The organism is Cutibacterium porci (genome assembly GCF_009696315.1).
GTDB classification, from domain to species: domain Bacteria; phylum Actinomycetota; class Actinomycetes; order Propionibacteriales; family Propionibacteriaceae; genus Cutibacterium; species Cutibacterium porci.
This window is the reverse complement of the sequence record NZ_VUMG01000001.1, coordinates 708,185-725,905: the sequence shown is the minus strand read 5'-3', so window position 1 is coordinate 725,905 and position 17,721 is coordinate 708,185. Positions and strand designations below refer to the sequence as shown.

18 protein-coding genes are annotated in these 17,721 nt (G+C 59.0%); 6 read left to right on the top strand and 12 right to left on the bottom strand.

What is annotated here, in order from left to right; translation table 11 throughout:
* Positions 1–4 precede the first annotated feature (4 nt).
* The 3 genes from FYJ43_RS03130 to FYJ43_RS03120 form a co-directional block, all read right to left on the bottom strand.
* Complete coding sequence (locus tag FYJ43_RS03130; protein WP_154562212.1) at positions 5–1,195, bottom strand: glycine C-acetyltransferase; 1,191 nt, start codon at positions 1,193–1,195, stop codon at positions 5–7.
* A gap of 37 nt (positions 1,196–1,232) precedes the next feature.
* Positions 1,233–2,270 carry an L-threonine 3-dehydrogenase gene (gene tdh / locus FYJ43_RS03125; RefSeq protein WP_154561824.1) on the bottom strand — a complete coding sequence of 346 codons (1,038 nt, stop codon included), beginning with the start codon at positions 2,268–2,270 and terminating at the stop codon, positions 1,233–1,235.
* Positions 2,271–2,408: 138 nt separating this feature from the next.
* Positions 2,409–4,709, bottom strand: a complete 2,301-nt coding sequence (locus tag FYJ43_RS03120; protein WP_326833263.1) for an ROK family protein — start codon at positions 4,707–4,709, stop codon at positions 2,409–2,411.
* Positions 4,710–4,955: 246 nt separating this feature from the next.
* On the opposite strand from FYJ43_RS03120, the gene FYJ43_RS03115 reads away from it, so the two are divergent.
* Entirely contained in the window at positions 4,956–6,386 is a 1,431-nt protein-coding gene (locus FYJ43_RS03115) for an L-serine ammonia-lyase (RefSeq protein ID WP_326833262.1), read from the top strand.
* An 813-nt stretch (positions 6,387–7,199) separates the two neighbouring features.
* Positions 7,200–8,300 (top strand): ABC transporter ATP-binding protein, encoded by a 1,101-nt coding sequence (locus tag FYJ43_RS03110; RefSeq protein ID WP_154561820.1) that lies wholly within the window; start codon positions 7,200–7,202, stop codon positions 8,298–8,300.
* Positions 8,301–8,354: 54 nt separating this feature from the next.
* On the opposite strand, the gene FYJ43_RS03105 is transcribed toward FYJ43_RS03110, so the two are convergent.
* Genes FYJ43_RS03105 through FYJ43_RS03070 form a run of 8 tightly spaced genes read right to left on the bottom strand, consistent with a single transcriptional unit; the run spans position 8,355 to position 12,259 of the window.
* Positions 8,355–8,717, bottom strand: a complete 363-nt coding sequence (locus FYJ43_RS03105) for an Asp23/Gls24 family envelope stress response protein (RefSeq protein ID WP_154561818.1) — start codon at positions 8,715–8,717, stop codon at positions 8,355–8,357.
* Positions 8,710–9,234 carry an Asp23/Gls24 family envelope stress response protein gene (locus FYJ43_RS03100; RefSeq protein WP_154561816.1) on the bottom strand — a complete coding sequence of 175 codons (525 nt, stop codon included), beginning with the start codon at positions 9,232–9,234 and terminating at the stop codon, positions 8,710–8,712. Before FYJ43_RS03100 ends, FYJ43_RS03105 begins: the two co-directional genes overlap by 8 nt.
* A complete protein-coding gene (locus FYJ43_RS03095; protein ID WP_154561814.1) occupies positions 9,225–9,794 on the bottom strand; it encodes an RNA polymerase sigma factor in 570 nt (189 codons plus the stop codon). Before FYJ43_RS03095 ends, FYJ43_RS03100 begins: the two co-directional genes overlap by 10 nt.
* Before the next feature lie 58 nt (positions 9,795–9,852).
* Positions 9,853–10,569, bottom strand: a complete 717-nt coding sequence (amaP, locus tag FYJ43_RS03090; protein ID WP_154561812.1) for an alkaline shock response membrane anchor protein AmaP — start codon at positions 10,567–10,569, stop codon at positions 9,853–9,855.
* Positions 10,566–11,120 carry a DUF6286 domain-containing protein gene (locus FYJ43_RS03085; RefSeq protein WP_154561810.1) on the bottom strand — a complete coding sequence of 185 codons (555 nt, stop codon included), beginning with the start codon at positions 11,118–11,120 and terminating at the stop codon, positions 10,566–10,568. Before FYJ43_RS03085 ends, amaP begins: the two co-directional genes overlap by 4 nt.
* Before the next feature lies 1 nt (position 11,121).
* Positions 11,122–11,535, bottom strand: a complete 414-nt coding sequence (locus tag FYJ43_RS03080) for an Asp23/Gls24 family envelope stress response protein (protein ID WP_154561808.1) — start codon at positions 11,533–11,535, stop codon at positions 11,122–11,124.
* Positions 11,535–11,720: a DUF2273 domain-containing protein gene (locus FYJ43_RS03075; protein WP_154561806.1), complete on the bottom strand. Its 186-nt coding sequence runs from the start codon at positions 11,718–11,720 to the stop codon at positions 11,535–11,537. Before FYJ43_RS03075 ends, FYJ43_RS03080 begins: the two co-directional genes overlap by 1 nt.
* An 11-nt stretch (positions 11,721–11,731) precedes the next feature.
* Positions 11,732–12,259 carry an Asp23/Gls24 family envelope stress response protein gene (locus FYJ43_RS03070; RefSeq protein WP_154561804.1) on the bottom strand — a complete coding sequence of 176 codons (528 nt, stop codon included), beginning with the start codon at positions 12,257–12,259 and terminating at the stop codon, positions 11,732–11,734.
* Between the two features lie 149 nt (positions 12,260–12,408).
* Here FYJ43_RS03070 and FYJ43_RS03065 point away from each other — a divergent pair, with 149 nt between their 5' ends.
* A complete protein-coding gene (locus FYJ43_RS03065; protein ID WP_154561802.1) occupies positions 12,409–13,578 on the top strand; it encodes a trans-sulfuration enzyme family protein in 1,170 nt (389 codons plus the stop codon).
* A gap of 62 nt (positions 13,579–13,640) precedes the next feature.
* Positions 13,641–15,038 carry a DUF4032 domain-containing protein gene (locus tag FYJ43_RS03060; RefSeq protein WP_326833261.1) on the top strand — a complete coding sequence of 466 codons (1,398 nt, stop codon included), beginning with the start codon at positions 13,641–13,643 and terminating at the stop codon, positions 15,036–15,038.
* Positions 15,039–15,048: 10 nt separating this feature from the next.
* Here the strand turns inward: FYJ43_RS03060 and FYJ43_RS03055 are convergent, their stop codons facing one another.
* Positions 15,049–15,267, bottom strand: a complete 219-nt coding sequence (locus FYJ43_RS03055) for a hypothetical protein (protein WP_154561798.1) — start codon at positions 15,265–15,267, stop codon at positions 15,049–15,051.
* A gap of 47 nt (positions 15,268–15,314) precedes the next feature.
* Between FYJ43_RS03055 and cysS the strand changes: the two genes are divergently transcribed.
* On the top strand, positions 15,315–16,745 hold the full coding sequence (cysS, locus tag FYJ43_RS03050; protein WP_326833260.1) for a cysteine--tRNA ligase: 1,431 nt from the start codon (positions 15,315–15,317) through the stop codon (positions 16,743–16,745).
* A 13-nt stretch (positions 16,746–16,758) separates the two neighbouring features.
* Positions 16,759–17,715, top strand: a complete 957-nt coding sequence (rlmB, locus tag FYJ43_RS03045; protein WP_154561796.1) for a 23S rRNA (guanosine(2251)-2'-O)-methyltransferase RlmB — start codon at positions 16,759–16,761, stop codon at positions 17,713–17,715.
* Positions 17,716–17,721 lie beyond the last annotated feature (6 nt).

Genomic DNA, 17,721 nt, shown 5'->3' with positions numbered 1-17,721 from the left:
ATACTCACTTAATTTCTTCGCGAGCCTCCTCAAAAGCCTTGATGGCCTTATCAAGCTGTTCCCGAGTGAGCCCGGCAGACATTTGGGTACGAATGCGGGCCTTTCCCTTGGGCACCACCGGGTAGCTGAACGCGCGAACATAAATGCCCTTGGCGAGCATGACGTCGGCCATCTTGGCAGCCTTCACGGCATCTCCCACCATTACCGGCACGATCGGGTGCGTCGACTCGGGAATATCGAATCCACGACGCGTCATCTCAGAACGGAAATACTCAGTATTTTCGCGTAGTCGTGTGAGCAGATCGCCAGAGGTCTTCAGTAATTCGAGGGTAGCTAGCGACGCTCCGGCAATTGATGGGGCGAGCGAGTTAGAGAATAGGTACGGACGCGAATTCTGACGCAGCATCTCGACCACCTCCCGGTGGGAACAGGTGTAGCCTCCCGACGCGCCACCCAGCGCTTTACCAAGAGTGCCCGTGAGGACGTCTACCCGGTCGCGCACACCCCAATACTCGGGGGTTCCCGCACCATGGTCACCGACGAACCCGACGGCATGGGAATCATCGACCATGACCATGGCGCCATACTTCTCAGCGAGATCGCAAATCTGCGGCAGCGGCGCGATAAACCCATCCATGGAAAAGACGCCGTCGGTAGCAATCATGATGTGCTTACAGCCCTTGGCCTGAGCATCCTTAAGCTGCGTTTCAAGATCAGCCATATCCTGATTGCGGTAGCGGAACCGCTGGGCCTTGCACAGCCGGACACCGTCAATAATTGAAGCATGGTTCAGCTCGTCAGAAATGATCGCGTCGTCAGGACCAAGGAGAACCTCAAATAGGCCGCCATTGGCATCGAAGCATGACGAGTAGAGAATGGTGTCCCAGTCATCAGGATCGTCAGGATGAAGGAATTCAGTTATGGCTCGCTCAAGTTTCTTATGGAGAGTCTGAGTGCCACAAATGAATCGCACTGATGCCATACCAAATCCCCATTCATCGAGAGCCTTTTTAGCAGCTTCAATGAGTACTGGGGAGTCAGCCAAGCCAAGGTAATTATTCGCACACAGATTGATAACTTCACGCCCGTCATCAACGGTAATTTCGCCCGCCTGGGGACTAGTCAACGGAGCCTCAGCCTTATACAGTCCCTCCTCTTTAAGGGCAGCGATCTTGGCGCTGAGCTCATCCTTCATAGATCCGTACATAATTATCCTTCCTGTCCGTCGTTTGTCAGTCGAGGCATTCCCAGTTCATGACGACCTTGCCGCCGTGGCCCGAACCTGCGACGTCAAAAGCCTCCCGGAATTCCGTAATCGGGTACCGATCCGTGATGATTCCGGAAATATCCAGACCGGAGCGGATAAGGGATGCCATGGTGTACCAGGTCTCGAATATCTGACGTCCAGTTACTCCTTGAATTGTGATCATGTTGAAGATGATCTTGGACACATCGAGGGTGATGTCGCTGCTAGGAGTTCCCAATAGCGCTATGCGCCCGCCATGGGTCATATTGCCGATCATGGAGGTCAGTGCCGCCCCCGACCCGGACATTTCCAGGCCAATGTCGAAGCCCTCCTTCATGTCGAAGCGATCCCACACCGTTTCCAGACTTTCACGCGACACATTGACGGTGTTCTTCAAGCCGAGTTGGTGGGCAAGCTCCAGCCTCTCATTAGACAGGTCGGTAACGACGACATTCCGCGCGCCCTGGAACTGGGCCACCAGGGCCGCCATGATGCCGATAGGCCCAGCACCTGAGACAAGGACGTCCTCCGCTAGACAGGGGAACTGCAGAGCGGTGTGCACGGCATTGCCAAACGGGTCAAAGATCGCCGCAACATCAGGGTCAAGGTCGGGGATGTGATGAACCCAGACATTTCCAGCTGGCATGACGAAATACTGGCAGTAGGCCCCATCTACGGCATACCCGATACCTCGAGTATTGCGGCACAGATGCCGTCTGCCCGCAAGGCAGGCCCGGCACCGCCCACATACGTAGTGACCCTCACCGGAGACAAACTGCCCAACTTTCAGATCACTCACTTCTGATCCGAGCTCAACGATTTCTCCGCAGAACTCGTGGCCAAGAACTAGTGGGGTATGCACCGTCTTGGAGGCCCAGCCGTCCCATTTATCGATATGAACGTCGGTGCCACAGATTCCGCTGCGCAGCACCTTGACGACGACATCATTGGGCCCTGGTGTAGGGTCAGGAATGTCAATGAGCTCAAGTCCTGGTTCTGGCCGGGTCTTTGCCAAGGCCTTCATAGCCGTTCACCTTTCCTGGGGATCGCCCCAAACCACATCCTTGTGACAACACAACTGTGCCACTACCTGATCAGGGATGCACACCCAGTCGGTAAGTACCAGTTCAACCTTTCAACCCAGAGCTGGCTAGGCCCTCGATCACTTGACCTGGTTATTGTTGAAGTATCTGATGAGCTCGTCGTCCAGGGCTGGCACCTGACGCGGCGTCGAGCCATGCCGCAACGACTCGGTAGCCTCAATTCCCGCAGCGACGGCATACCAAGCACCCAAGGGTGAGGTATCCGTACGTGTTCCGTTCTTCACAAAGTTGAGAAACTCGGTGACTGTCAAAACGTCGGCGTCACCGTGCCCATTGGCATCCCCAACAATCGGGAATGTCTCGTCGCCATCGGCATTGTAATGGGTTCGCTTATTCCACAATCGGATAACACCTCCCTCTCCGTCGCCGAAATTCTCAATTCTCCCCTCTGTGCCGATAACGGTATAGTTGCGCCAGTAATCTGGCGTGTAATGGCACTGCTGATAGGACGCGAAAACTCCCGATTCCATCCTCATCAACATCATCGAAATGTCTTCAACATCAATGACCGGATTCAGGCCTTTTTGGGTCAGCGGAGGCCAGTTATCTAACGAGTACCAATCCCCCATGAGTTGGTCTGAGTTATCACGACGATCGGTAATCTGGTTATAGAGAGTCAACCCACCCATACCGACGACATCGGTGGTGTAGGAGTCCGCGAACCAGTGCATGACGTCGATGTCGTGCGCGGCCTTCTGCAACAACAGACCTGTGCCGTGCTCTCGGGTTGCGTGCCAATCTTTGAAGTAGAAATCACCACCCGACCCGACGAAATGACGACACCAGATCGCCTTGACCTCACCGATCCGACCTGTGCGGATGAGGTGACGCATGGACCTGACCACGTTCATATGCCTCATGTTGTGGCCAACGTAAAGCTTGGTGCCGGTCTCGAAAGCGGTGGTCAAGACCTTGGTCGCCGAGGACATTGTGATAGCCAGCGGCTTTTCCAGGTACACCGGAATCCCAGCCTCCAAGAGCTGGCAGGTGACGTCAGCGTGAGTATCGTCGGGGGAGGTCACGAAAGCAACGTCGATGCCCGAGGCAATAAGTCCGGCGACGTCAGGGGTGATCGTGATGGAATCGGGGTCCTTACCCAATCGTTCTGCGACCCGTTTGCGGGCGAGATGATGCGGCTCGCAGACCGCAGTGACAACGCCTTCGTTGCCCTCCATCTCAGCGTTGAGGGCAAGCCGGCAGCGAGCTCCAGCTCCGACGATGCCCACCCTCACGGGGTCACCGGAATGCTCTTTTTGATATGTCGTCATGACAGTGTGCTGTCCTCTCTCGACTTCGGAAACAACCTTGTCCATGCCCCGCAGAGCCACGGGATGTGGGTGTTCGACACCTAGTGCCTTCATCGTCACCACCTCTAATGCGGTGTTGACAGCCCCCACGACTGACGCAGCCCGGCCCAGCCCTTCAACCTCAGCGATCATTGATTCTGAGTCGCACGGACGCCTTGACATGAGCCGAGCAATGATCCGGCGAATCACCGTGACCGACGCATCTGTAGGACCGGACATGACGATGACGTCCGGGTCTATGACTGCTGCCACTGAGCCGGTCGTCAGGGCTGCTCGATCAATCCAGTCATCATCGGGCGCCTCGTTCCCGTCCAGACGTAGATCGAGCACGTCGCTAATCTCACCGGCATTCCATGTCCGCCCCCGATGAAGCTGCCCGTTGAGCACCAGCCCGGTGTGCAGCCCGCGACTCATCCGCACCAACAGCATGTCGGCGTCAGGGCTGAGTGCACCACGCTGGCGACGCTGGCAGAACTCGCCGTAGGCAGCCATATTGATGTCGTTATCGACAGTTACGGGGACATCAAGGCGCTGAGAGAGTACATGACCAAGATTCAGCCCCGTCCACTGCGGCACCAGATCGCTTCGAACGATGCGCCCCTCGCCGTCGACGACTCCGGTGGTGGAGACCGCCAGGTGCAACAGGGGCCCCTTAGCCCGGCAGGAGGCGCGCACCGACTCAATAGCGCTAACGACGGCCTCAAGGCGAGCGTCGGATTGATGGTGCTTAAGCCGTGAGCTTTGTGCGGCAAGGATGGTTCCGCCAAAAGTGACTGCCACCGCCAGCATGGAATCAACGAGGATGTCGGCACCAATGACGATTCCGACGTCGTCTCCCAAAGACCATGTGGTAGCAGGTCGACCCACACCATCAGGGTCGGAGGCACGACGACTCACCCACCCAGACGATTCCAGGTCATTGAGAATCGAGATCACGGTCGGGCGGGATAGACCCGTGGCATCCACTAAGTCAGCAGCGCTCATCGCGTCGCCAGCACGCAGCTCACGCAAGACGTCATCAGCCCGCTCGCTACGTCGATCACGCTTCGCCACTGTCGCCACTCCATTCGTCGACGCCTTCACAACCCTTATAAAGGCATATTTCAAAATGTTGTTTCACATCTTGCTTGGAACGAGCATGAACCACTGCGTTGAGTTGGTCAAGAGGTTAAGCGAAATTTATTGCCACTTCGCTCACCCACGACGTTGCCGACCGGAGAGCTGACGAACACAACTTGTTAGGACCAAGCCACCGCACTTCGCTGACAGTGCCACCCAGTCTTTGGCAAGATTGATGTCGTGGCAGTCAGCGTTTTCGACATCTTCAAGGTTGGCATCGGTCCGTCCAGCTCTCATACCGTCGGCCCCATGCGAGCCGCCCGAATCTTTGTGACTGATCTTGCTCAGTCGCCGGTATGGCCCGACGTCACACGTGTGCGCGCAGAACTCTTTGGATCACTGGGAGCGACTGGGCACGGGCATGGATCCGAAGCAGCAGTGTTGTTGGGGCTCGAGGGTGAGGACCCGGCGACTGTCGACACAGACCGGACTCCAGAGCGCGCCGCCACCATCACTAGTGACGGCCGCCTCACCCTAGATGCCGTCCATGGTGGCCGAGAGATTCCGTTCGACGTCGTGACGGACCTCATTTTGTACCGCAACCGGTCTCTACCATTCCATCCCAATGGCATGACGTTCACCGCCTGGTCTGGCGAAGACGTCGTCGTCGAGCGCACTTTCTACTCCATCGGCGGCGGTTTCGTCGTTGAACACGGAGAAGACCAACATCCAGCCATCGTGCGCGATTCCGCTCCCGTGCCCTACCCCTTCAAAACCGGCGCGGAGCTTCTCCAACAATGCTCTGACTATCGGATGAGCATCCCCGAGGTCGCAATGGCTAATGAGATGACCGTTCGGGACGAAGAGGAGGTACGCAGCCAGCTCCTTGATATTTGGGCTGTCATGCACGCCTGCGTCGAGCGCGGTTGCTCACGCTCGGGTGTTCTTCCTGGCGGTTTGCACGTGCGACGGCGTGCCATGAAGATGCATCGCGATCTTGTCACCCGGGAACGGATCACCCCAGGCAAACCAGAACCGTTCGGCTCAGTTGACTGGCTCACAGTGTGGGCCTTGGCCGTCAACGAAGAGAACGCCGCAGGTGGCCGTATTGTCACCGCACCGACAAACGGTGCGGCCGGCATCATACCGTCCTGCCTACACTTTGCGGTGAAGTTCCTTTCCCCCGGCTCCGATATCGATTCGGGCACCCCCGGCGTTGACACTGGCGACGATGACCTTATCGTCGACTTTCTGCTGGCAGCCGGCGCTGTCGGAGAGATCTATCAGCAGTCCGCGTCAATTTCCGGGGCAGAGGTCGGCTGCCAGGGTGAAGTCGGCGTGGCATGTTCGATGGCCGCGGCTGGTCTCGCTCAAGTTATGGGTGGCACACCAGCCCAAGTCTGCAATGCCGCCGAGATCGGCCTAGAGCATCATCTCGGGCTCACCTGCGATCCCGTCGGTGGTCTTGTGCAAATTCCGTGTATCGAGCGCAACGCCCTCGGCGCTATTAAGGCAGTGACGGCTGCCCGTCTAGCGATGGCTGGCGACGGCTCCCAGATCGTCAGCCTGGATCAGGTCATGAAGACGATGATGGAGACCGGACGCGACATGAAAGTGAAGTACAAGGAGACGGCGCGCGGCGGGTTGGCTGTCAATATCGTCGAGTGCTAAAACCCGACGGATTAACCCCTGAGGTGTGCTCCTTTACAGGGGCGTCGTGACGATTCAACAATAACGCGCTTCTCGGTGCCAAAACCCTATGACAGTATCTGTCATGCATCATAGAGAGATTGGGCGGGTGATTCACCCGCCCAATCTGGAATCCTATGCCATTGCACAGGAGCGATGAGATGCCACCAAATCGAGCTGCGGACTTCTGACCATGGTTGGGGCCACTCGCTGCATGAACCCATGACATTTGCAGCAGGCCAGTATTCCATCAAATCGCTGCACCACGTCGCGTCAACCCCCAGATGAAAAACTCACAGTGAACCATTCTCGCATGGGCATTGGCGACCGTCGTCATAGTGTTGTTCATATTGCCGGGGTCACGTAAATGCAATTGTCGCATGCTCAGATAGCGGTCCACGTGGGGCTGTAGAATTCCAGGTAGATTATTTTTTGATCGTCGAAGTCAACCTTGTGGCGGTGATGTGCGATGAGTGCGGTACTCGAATGGAGAGGCCAGCCCTAAACCCCGGCTCGACGACTGACGCGGTGATGCACCCTGCCCTTGGGGCACAACGCCGCGGAACAGTACACGGTTCGCGATCACCGTCGTTGAGTGGTAATTGAAGTCAGATCATTTATTGACTAGGAGTGACACACCGTTCACGTGTCCCCATCGCACCTGTGTGCCCACTGTCCATTATGATCAATTTCAGCTCCCCGAAGCCTCGGAGAGCCCCGGTGACTACATTCCGTCACCGAGTTTCCACAACGGATCGTCGGGCACGTACCTGCCCGTGGAAAGGACCAACGGTCATGGCAACCGTGCAGTACAAGGAGGCGACTCGGGTCTACCCAGGCACCGATCGCGCAGCCGTCAGCAAGCTCAACCTCGACATCGGTGATGGCGAGTTTATGGTCCTCGTCGGGCCGTCTGGCTGTGGTAAGTCGACCTCCCTGCGAATGCTGGCTGGGCTCGAAGAGGTCAACGCTGGCTCTATCTGGATCGGAGACCGCGACGTCACCGATCTGCCCCCGAAAGACCGCGACATCGCCATGGTCTTCCAGAACTACGCTCTGTACCCCCATATGACCGTGGCTGACAATATGGGTTTCGCCCTCAAGATGCAGAACGTGCCGAAGGCTGAACGTCAGCAGCGCGTCTTGGAGGCTGCCAAGCTCCTTGGCTTGGAAGATTTCCTCAATCGTAAGCCGAAGGCACTCTCCGGTGGTCAGCGTCAGCGCGTCGCCATGGGCCGGGCCATCGTTCGTAACCCACAGGTCTTCCTCATGGATGAGCCGCTGTCAAACCTTGACGCCAAGTTGCGTGTTCAGACCCGCACCCAGATCGCCGCTCTACAGCAGCGCCTTGGCGTGACGACTGTGTATGTGACCCACGACCAGGTCGAGGCCATGACGATGGGTGACCGCGTCGCCGTCATGAAGGATGGCGTCCTGCAGCAAGTCGATTCCCCGCTCGCCTTGTACGACACCCCGAAGAACCTCTTCGTTGCTGGTTTCATCGGCTCTCCCGCTATGAACCTTATGGAGGGCGATGTCGTTGACGGCGGCGTCAAGCTCGGCGACTACGTCGTCCCGGTTCCTCGCGAAGTTCTCGCTAAGGCCCCGAACGAAACCAAACTGACCCTCGGCATTCGCCCCGAGAGCTTCACCCTCACCAGCGAGGGCATCGGGCTTGACGTTGCCGTCGTCGAGGAGCTCGGAGCTGACGCCTACCTGTACGGTTCTCTCGTGGGATCCGACACGCAAGCCTCGGTCGAAGACGGCGAGGCTCACCAGGTCGTCGCCCGTATCTCTTCACGCCGTCCTCCGCAGCGTGGCCAGCAAGTGCGTCTGGGCGTCGACCCAGCCGCCGTCCACGTTTTCAGCCAGGAAACCTCTGAGCGCATCTCTTGATCCTCAGCCGAACGCTTCGAGGCCCGCAGGTAAATCCGTGGGTCTCGAAACGTTTCACAGCATCAGATCATTATTGACCTCAACTTTCGAGACGACGATGTCGACCTTCCCTGGGGTGCGCCCGGCCTGCGTGATAGCGGTAGAAACGCGGCGACGAAGATCCTGGGTTAATTGCACAATCGGCACCGTCAAGTCGACGGCAATCTCCATATCCACGTCACTGCGCCCGTCCTCCTCGCTGATCCGTATCGCTGAGCGGTCGTCACTACCGATTCGACGCCACCACGGCTTCACGATTCGCGTCACCCCTGGGGTGTGACAGACGGTTGTGGCGATGACCTCCGCTAGACCGTCAGCGGCTTCATCGCCGGTCAACAGTGTCCCGGACACAATGGCGTCATTGCCAGACTCAGACATGGACATTCTCCACGATGATGTCGATAGATTGCGGACGAGCACCGAGCTCGCGAATCATCGCCGTCGAAATGCGGTGGCGTACGTTCTCAGCGCACTCAGGTATTCGCACACCTCGTGCGACAGATAACTCGATACGGAGCCTCAGTGGTGTGTGAGGAACCGAGAATCGGACTCGGTCGAGTCGTCCATTCTCGCAGTCGGCGATGCTATGACGCACTATCGCAGCCAACACGGTCTCGCGGACATCGACCTGGCCACCGTCGTCATTGACGACGCAGTGCCGCGGCGAGAGATCAGCGCTGTAGGACCTCCACGCCGACCTCAGCTTTAGTGGGTTGACGACCACTTTCGTCTGCGCGTCCTCGGCCACCGCGTCGTCACGCAGACGATCAGCACGACGAGCCTCAGTGCGCACGGCCTGGCACGCTGGGCACTCGGTTTCATGCTCAGTGGGAGGCTGCGCCGCCCTCTCCCAGACACGGTTCATGTCTGCACCACACGCGAGTTTCACCTCCATGGCTCCATCTCCTTCGCAATGGTGGTCCTCGCCCGAGCTAGACGGCCTCGGACAGTCGATTGTGGTAGTTCTTCAATATCAGCGATCTCGGCATATCCCAGACCGTCTATCTGAGCCATAACCCAGATACGCCTCTGGCTATCTGGCAACCGAGCGACGCACTGTCGCAACGCAATCATTGCAGCGTCTCTGGTGTGGGCCCTTGCCGGATCCTGCCTGGAATCGATCCTGACAGCGACCTCTTCGGGAGGCACTGGGTCTGTGGCGCGCCTACCTGCATTTCGGATAACCTCCCGGCACCGGTTACGAGCGACGGTGTACATCCACGCCCTGAACCTGGACCGATCGTCGAGCCCCGGCAACTTCTGCCAGGCAGTGAGCAAAACGTCTTGGACAATATCTTCGGCATCAATCGTGGCCGGAAGATTACTGCGACAAAACCGAAGCAGCCGCCCACCCCATGACTCTACGAGACGAGCGTAAGCACTGGCATCTCCGCCCTGAGCAGCGCGAATGTCGACGGCCTCGTCGTCGCCATGCCCATCGACTCCGCTGACCATGACTCGACGCTAGCAGCGGTCGAGGACACCTTTGGGCATCCTCGACCGCGAACGCGCCTCAGGCGAGTACTTTCCCTTCACGAGTCCTCGGTTTGACCCGATCGGACTTTTCCTGAAGAAATGTCAGTTTCGGCATCGGATGTGCGGGCAGGCTATCTCCCGAATCGTCAATATTGGACACCTCGGTCACGCCGACGTGGCTCACGCCCATTCCGGTTACGTGCGCCCCGGTCCGCAATTTTGTACCAAACCGCACCAACGTCGCGTCCAGAGTCATCTCGACATCGCGAGCCACGTCGGACTCCAACCTGTCAGCGAGCATTCGCACGTCGGCATGGTCATCGATGTCAATTTGAATCATCATTTCGGGAGCCACGCGGGCGCCAAAGAACCTCACGCTGGCGCTACTGACGCCAGGGAATTCCTCGATCTGCTCCTCGACAGCCCTTCCTAGAGCATCAGTGGATAGCACGGTTGAGCCGTGGTCCGCCTCATGGCTAATACCGTAGGTGTGGGCCCGATTGCTCGACGAAAACTGACGCCGCAACCAGATCAACCCGATCACCACGGCTAGAGCCCCAACGATGAGCAGAGCCCATGATGCGTAGTCAGTTCGCCATGCTTTCGGCACATCGACGATAGGAGCGTCAGGTTCGGGCTGCCACCATCCCCACGATGATGCGATGTTGAACCGCACCAGCATGAACCATGCAACCACCACCAGACCGATAATCCCGATGACGGCAAGTCGTGCTCTATTTGCACGGCCTTTCATCGCAACCTCACTTCCACCTTCGCAGACCGCTCTAACCCCAGCGAGTCAACGCGATCAGCGATCCTCGCCGTGAGCTGCTCGCGCATCACCTCGGGGTCTTTGACATCAGTCTCGACGGTGACCTTAAGGGTGTTGCCACGACGTTTCACTCCCGACGATGCAACGCCGTCCTCGTCGTTAAGCCATCGAGACAGCCAACCTGTCAGGTCCGAGTTATCCATGACGATCTCCCGATTGTCAGGGGCATCGGCTCCCGGTTTGAGAAACACCCCGGATGTCCGCCCTGGTGTAAAGGCCCAGATCAGCAGTAGCAACGCAATGACGCCAATAACGATGGCTACCGTCAGAGCAGTGTCGCTAAGCCACGTCACGGTGGCCATGCGGCCACGTGCCCAAGCCATCCATTGCGGTAAGGAGCCGTGCTGAAGCCGTTGGATAGCAGCGATAACGGCCATCACTCCGGCGGCCACAAACACAACGGCCAGAATCGTCATCGGAATCGTCCGGGACGGACGACGAACGAGTGGCGGAGACATGTACTGCTTACTCATCTCAGGTCAACTCCTTCGTCGTCGAGGCCCTTCTGACGACCCGGCTCACCAGGATGTCGATCGTGCCGATATCCACGCCAGATAGTTTCGGCACCTGCTCAGTCAATCTGGCTCGCAGCTCATCGCATTGCGCCTGGACAGGAGCGGGATAGCCAATGGCAACTTCCACTTCAAGATCAGCAGTACGACCGGTGAGGACCGCACTCACCTTTGGGCCTCGGTCGAAGTCGGCACGCGACCCCGACCCGAAGAAGGATGAGGTGGGAGCCCCAAGGACCTCACTTTGGGCCGCCACGCGAGCGGCGACTTTTTCGACAACCGCCGTCGTGACCGTCAGGGTGCCACGACTGGCCTTCTCACGGTTATGGACCGCCAGCGACGGCACCGACCGTACACGTGTGGTGCCGGCAGACATCAACGGTTCCGTTGACGTGGCTTGCCGAAAATGTCGTGCACGTCGAGCTGGCCGTCAATGATCCGACCACCGATGAGACCAAGCAGTCCCAACACGAGGACGACGATGGCCTGCCAGACACCGACACAGACCGCTATGACACCCAACAACAATCCAACGAGTGCTCCTATTTGCGATGCATTCATAGTGCCGCCTTTCAGGAAAGCTCGGTGCTCTTACGCTGGTTAACAGCATTGGCGGGCTGCTCGTCGTCATTATCTTCGCCCTGGATGTAGACATCGGTGACCTGGACGTTCACCTCAACGACCTCAAGGCCAGTGCCGTACTCCACGGCGTCAATAATGGTCTCACGGAGCTTGTTGGCAACCTCAACGACTGAATAGCCGTATTCAACAACCACCGACAGATCAATGGCGCACTGACGCTCTCCCTTTTCAACCTGGACGCCGTTTGACACATTGGTGGTCGATCCGGGGATGCGATCGGTGATGGAGCTGAGCATGCGACGTCCCGTGGAGCCCATGGCGTGCACTCCGGGAACCTCGCGACAAGCAATGCCAGCGATCTTTTGTACTACCTGCTCAGCGATGAGAGTTGAGCCATGATCGGTATGCAACGGGGAAGGGGGCAGAGTCTCCGTAGTCGTCTCTGGCAGGTTCTCAGCCTTCGCCGCAGTGGAGTTCGTAGTGTTGGTCTTAGGCGAAGCGGTCTTGTTGTCAGCCATGTCGGCTCCTCTCCATTCCAGGTGTGGGCACCTTCATGTGGGTAGATGCCTGAGGAGATCATTCGTCACGGAAAATCCGGAAATTGGTCGAAAAACATCCGGCGTTCTATCTCGGCTACCCTCATAACCACCCGATGACAGGAGGGACTATGCCGACGTCCACCACGATGCAGGGACTGACGACCGGGCTGTGTTCAGACCATGCCCACTCCAGCGTCACCCCGCCAGCCTTCCTCTCCTCTAATTACTTCTACGACACGTTCGGGGAGCGCCCGGTCTTCGATTATGGCCGAGGCGGCAACCCGACCCGGGCGCTACTTGCCGACGCTCTGACGACCCTCGAAGGTGGCGCTGGAGCTGTCGTCACCTCATCGGGAATGTCGGCAGTCATGCTGGTGCTGCAAGCCTTCGTACCCATCGGCGGCCACGTCGTCGCCCCGCACGATTGCTATGGGGGCACCTGGCGCATCCTCGACACCTGGGCCAGCGCTGGGCGTCTCAGCGTTGATTGGGTCAACGAAACTCATCTCGACGAGCTGCGAGCAGCCCTGGAAACTCCTACCGATCTGCTCCTGATAGAGACCCCATCAAACCCCCTACTGCGTATCACCGACATCGCGGCAGCGGCTGAAATAGCGCACTCCTCTGCCGGGGAACGCACCGTCGTCGCTGTTGATAACACCTTTTGTTCACCGATACTGCAGCAACCACTGAGCCTCGATGCGGATCTCGTTATTGCTTCTGACACCAAGTTCCTCAATGGCCATTCCGACGTCATCGGCGGCTCAGTGGTCGCCGCAAACCAGCAGGACGTCGACGTATTGGCTTTCCACGCCAACATGATGGGACTCACAGCATCCCCACTCGACTCCTGGCTCACCTTACGTGGGTTGCGGACCCTCGCGGTGAGAATGCAGGCTCACTGCGCCAACGCTGCTCGGATGGTGGAGATTCTCCAAAGTCACCGGGCCGTCACAGCCGTCCACTGGCCTGGCCTGCCCGACCATCCCGGCCACGACCTGGCCGCCCGTCAGCAGAAAGACTTCGGATCCCTACTGAGCTTTGAGCTGGCCGGGGGACGAGCAGCCGTCGAAGCTTTTATGACCGGGCTGGAGGGTTTTATCCTCGCTGAGTCGCTGGGCGGAGTGGAGTCGTTGGTCTGCCATCCGGCGACGATGACACACGCCGCGATGAGTCAGGAGGCTCGCGACGCCGCAGGAGTCAACGATGCCATGATTCGGATGAGCCCAGGGATCGATCCCGTTGATGACCTCGCGTCGTGCCTATTCGAGGCTCTCGACCGGGCGGCAGCCGTCTGACCCCCTGAACGCGATCTGACGGGGACACGTCTCTGGCGAGTACAGGTGGCAGACTATTCCCCGTGACCCGATTCCTCAGCGCGAAGCCCGACTCCCGCCTGCTTCCGTTGCCGTGGAGCACACCGCTAGCACAGTGGCCGCAAGAGCGGCTAGTCGCATTGCCCAGGGGCATTTCACGTCACGTAGTGCGCTTCATCACTGTCGGTGACGACGTCTACGCCGCCAAGGAGGTCGTCGAGCAGCTAGCGATTCACGAGTACCGCTTGCTGCACGACCTCACACGACTGGATACCCCGTCGGTCGAACCCATCGGCGTTATCACTGACCGAGTTGCCTCCAACGGGGAGCCGCTGGAGCCGATTATCCTTACCCGCCATCTACGGTTTTCTTTGCCGTACCGGTCTCTCTTCCATTCCGGTGTACGTCAGGGAACCGTCATGCGGCTTCTTGATGCCCTCGTCGTTCTGCTAGTGCGACTTCATCTAGTGGGCTTCTTATGGGGTGATATCTCGCTATCGAACGTATTGTTCCGACGCGACGCCGAGGCCTTCGCGGCCTATCTAGTCGACGCTGAAACCGGTGAATTGCACGATCATCTGACCACCGGACAACGCGAACACGATCTGCAGATCGCCCGAACGAACCTCTATGGGGAGTTCCTTGACCTTGAAGAGGGCGACATGCTCGATGACGCCTTGGAGCCGCTGGGCTTAGTGACGACGATCGAGAACCGTTACCACGACCTGTGGAATGAACTCACCGCTGCAGAGGAATTCGATGGCGGCGACTATTCCCGAGTGGAGTCACGGGTGCGACGCCTCAACGCTCTTGGTTTCGACGTCGCAGAATTGGACATTCAAACGTCGCCCGACGGCCAGCGGTTACGCATCCAGCCTAAGGTCGTCGACGCCGGGCACCACCAGCGACGCTTGCTGCGTCTCACTGGCCTAGACACCGAAGAATTTCAGGCACGGCGGCTGCTCAACGACCTTGACACTTTCCGGGCACGCAACGGGCTCCATGGAGTTGACGAGGCCGTCGCGGCTCACCGCTGGCTCACCGAGTGTTTCGAGCCGGTCGTGCAACAAATTCCTCCGGAACTCTCCCGAAAACGCGAACGGGCGCAGTTTTACCACGAGGTGCTCGACTATCGGTGGTATGAGTCCCAGCGCCAGCAGCGGGAAGTTCCACACGTCGAAGCGGCCCAAGGCTACGTCCGGGATATCCTCGCCAAACTGCCTGACGAAGCCATGAGTACTGAGTCTGTCGTCCCTGTGGACGGTGGCCAAACGGGCACCGTCCATGAGTTGGTTAACGTCTATGACCCATCGCTGGGATACGTTGAAGATGAAGACGACGACGCCCCCTACGACCCGTGGGAGGCCCACGCCGAGGACGTCGATGTGGAATCCGCATCGCGTCTGGACATCGACGCTTTGCGGGCCCGAATGAAAGGCTAGATCAGCCGTCTCACTCGGAGAGTTTCGGCGGCCTCGTCACAGTGAAAGACCCCCATTGGGTGGCAGGTGCGGCAGCCGATGGGGTGGACTCGGACTTCGTCTCAGCCTCCTCAACACCCTTGTCAGGACGCGATCCTGGCACAACCGGCTTAATGGATTCACCCATTGCGGCCTCCAAAGCCCGAGCGATAGGGCTGAACGACGGCTTGTGTTTGCGAATCTCGGCCATACGGCCATGGTAAACGATGTGTCGGGAACCACCGGTAGCCTAGTGGCGTGACGTTCAAGCTCTACAACACTGCTACCCATGGTATTGAGACCTTCGAACCTCTTCACGAGGGCCAGGTGTCGATCTACCACTGTGGCATGACAGTGCAGTCCAGTCCGCATCTGGGCCACATCCGCAAGGAGGTGGTTTTCGACGTGCTACGGCGCTGGCTGGAATGCTCTGGCTACCAGGTAACGGTCGTCGCCAACGTCACCGATATTGACGACAAGATTCTCGCGAAGTCCGCTGCCGCAGGCACCCCGTGGTGGGCCCACGCCTACCACTACGAAAACGAGCTTCATGCCGCATATAAGGCGTTGGGATGCCGCCCGCCGACCTACGAGCCGCGGGCTACCGGCCATATTCCCGAGATGATCGAGCTCATCAAGACCCTCATTGATAAGGGCCACGCTTACCCCGCCCCCGATCACTCCGGTGACGTCTACTTCGATGTTCGATCCTGGCCACGCTACGGGGAATTGTCCGGGATGCGAATCGACGACATGAGCCCAGCCGAAGATTCCGACCCGCGCGGCAAGCGCGACCCGCGTGACTTTGCGCTATGGAAGGGTCATAAGGAAGGCGAACCCGAGACGGCGTCGTGGGTGTCTCCGTGGGGACGAGGTCGACCAGGCTGGCACCTCGAATGCTCGGCGATGTCAGGGAAATACCTAGGCGAGGCTTTCGACATTCATGGTGGCGGCATTGACTTGCGGTTTCCTCATCATGAGAACGAGTTGGCCCAGTCAGCAGCGGCGGGACGACCCTTCGCCCGTTACTGGATGCACAACGCTTGGGTGACGATGTCCGGGGAGAAGATGAGCAAATCCTTGGGCAACACTGCCCAAGTGGCTGAGGTCACCAAGGCTTATAGCCCGCGCGCCGTAAGGTATTTTCTGCTAGCACCGCATTATCGGTCCATGATCGAGTTCAGCCCCTCCGACGAAAGCACGAAGGGATCACTAGACGAAGCCACCAAGGCCATCGAGCGCATCGACTCTTTCCTGGACCGCGCTGGCAATCTCGTTGGCGAACACGTGACGGCTTCGCGTGAGTTACCGCAAGCATTCGTCACAGCGATGAACGATGACTTAAGTACCCCGCAGGCGGTGGCGGCCCTGTTCAGCGAGATCACCGACGGTAATAAGTCAGTGTCGGCCGGCGACGTCGAAGCCACGAGTCGCCACCTGGCCCAGGTGAAAGCCATGCTCGCGGTCTTCGGACTCGACCCGCAGGCCCCCGAGTGGGCCGATGCCGCTGGCGGCGACGCCCGTCTAGAGCCAATCGTTGACGGTTTGGTGCAGGCCATGTTGGACCAGCGTTCGGAGGCCCGCGCGCGCAAGGATTGGGCTACAGCTGACACCATCCGTGACACCCTGACGAGCCTCGGGCTGACGATCGAGGACACCCCCGCTGGCGCCCACTGGTCGCTGAGCTGACGAGGAGATTGACATGGCAGGAAATTCCCAGCGCCGGAGCACGGGCCCCAAGGGCAAGCGCCCTACCGTTGGCTCCGGTGGGCGAGGACGCAAAGCCCTCAAAGGTCGAGGCCCCACTCCCAAGGCTGAGGATCGCGTCTACCACAAAGCGTACAAAGCCAAGCAGGAAAGGTTAGCCCGGACCGCAGCCCGCAGACCGGCGAAACCCAAGGGGGTCGGCCCAGAGTGGGTTATCGGTCGCAACCCAGTGCTCGAGGCCCTACACGCTGGCCTCCCAGTGCGCACTGCGTACGTGGCCGAGGGAGCTGAGCATGACTCACGACTACGGGAGATTCTCACCTTTGCCGCCGATCATGGCATTGCGTTGATGCAGGCCACTCGTGGCGAGCTTGACCGTATTACCGGCGGGTCGAACCATCAGGGAGTGGCCCTGCGGCTACCCGAGTACCAGTACGCCACCGTCGACGATCTCATCGCCGCTGGTCCCCAGACCTACCGCGGGGGTCTCGTAGTAGCCCTTGATAAGGTCACAGATCCGCGCAATCTGGGAGCGATCATCCGGTCTGCCGCCGCCTTCGGTGCCCAAGGCGTCCTCATTCCGTCGCGGCGGTCGGCATCAATGACGGCTGCGGCCTGGAAGACCTCAGCCGGGGCGGCGGCGCGCATACCGGTAGCGATGGCAACGAACCTCAATCAGGCCCTCAGCAAGTTCGCCGCGGCTGGCTGGATGATCGTCGGACTTGCTGGCGAAGCCGAGTTGGATTTCGCGTCAGCTCCAGGACTTGACGGTCCTCTGGTGATTGTTGTCGGTTCAGAGGGGGAAGGCCTAGCCCGACTTACCCGGCAATCATGCGACGTTCTGGCATCAATACCGATCAGCAGCGACGTTGAGTCCCTCAACGCTTCAGTCGCAGCATCCATTGCGCTGTATGAGGCGGCAAAGAGGCGAACGGGTTCGCCATCGAGCTGATTGTCA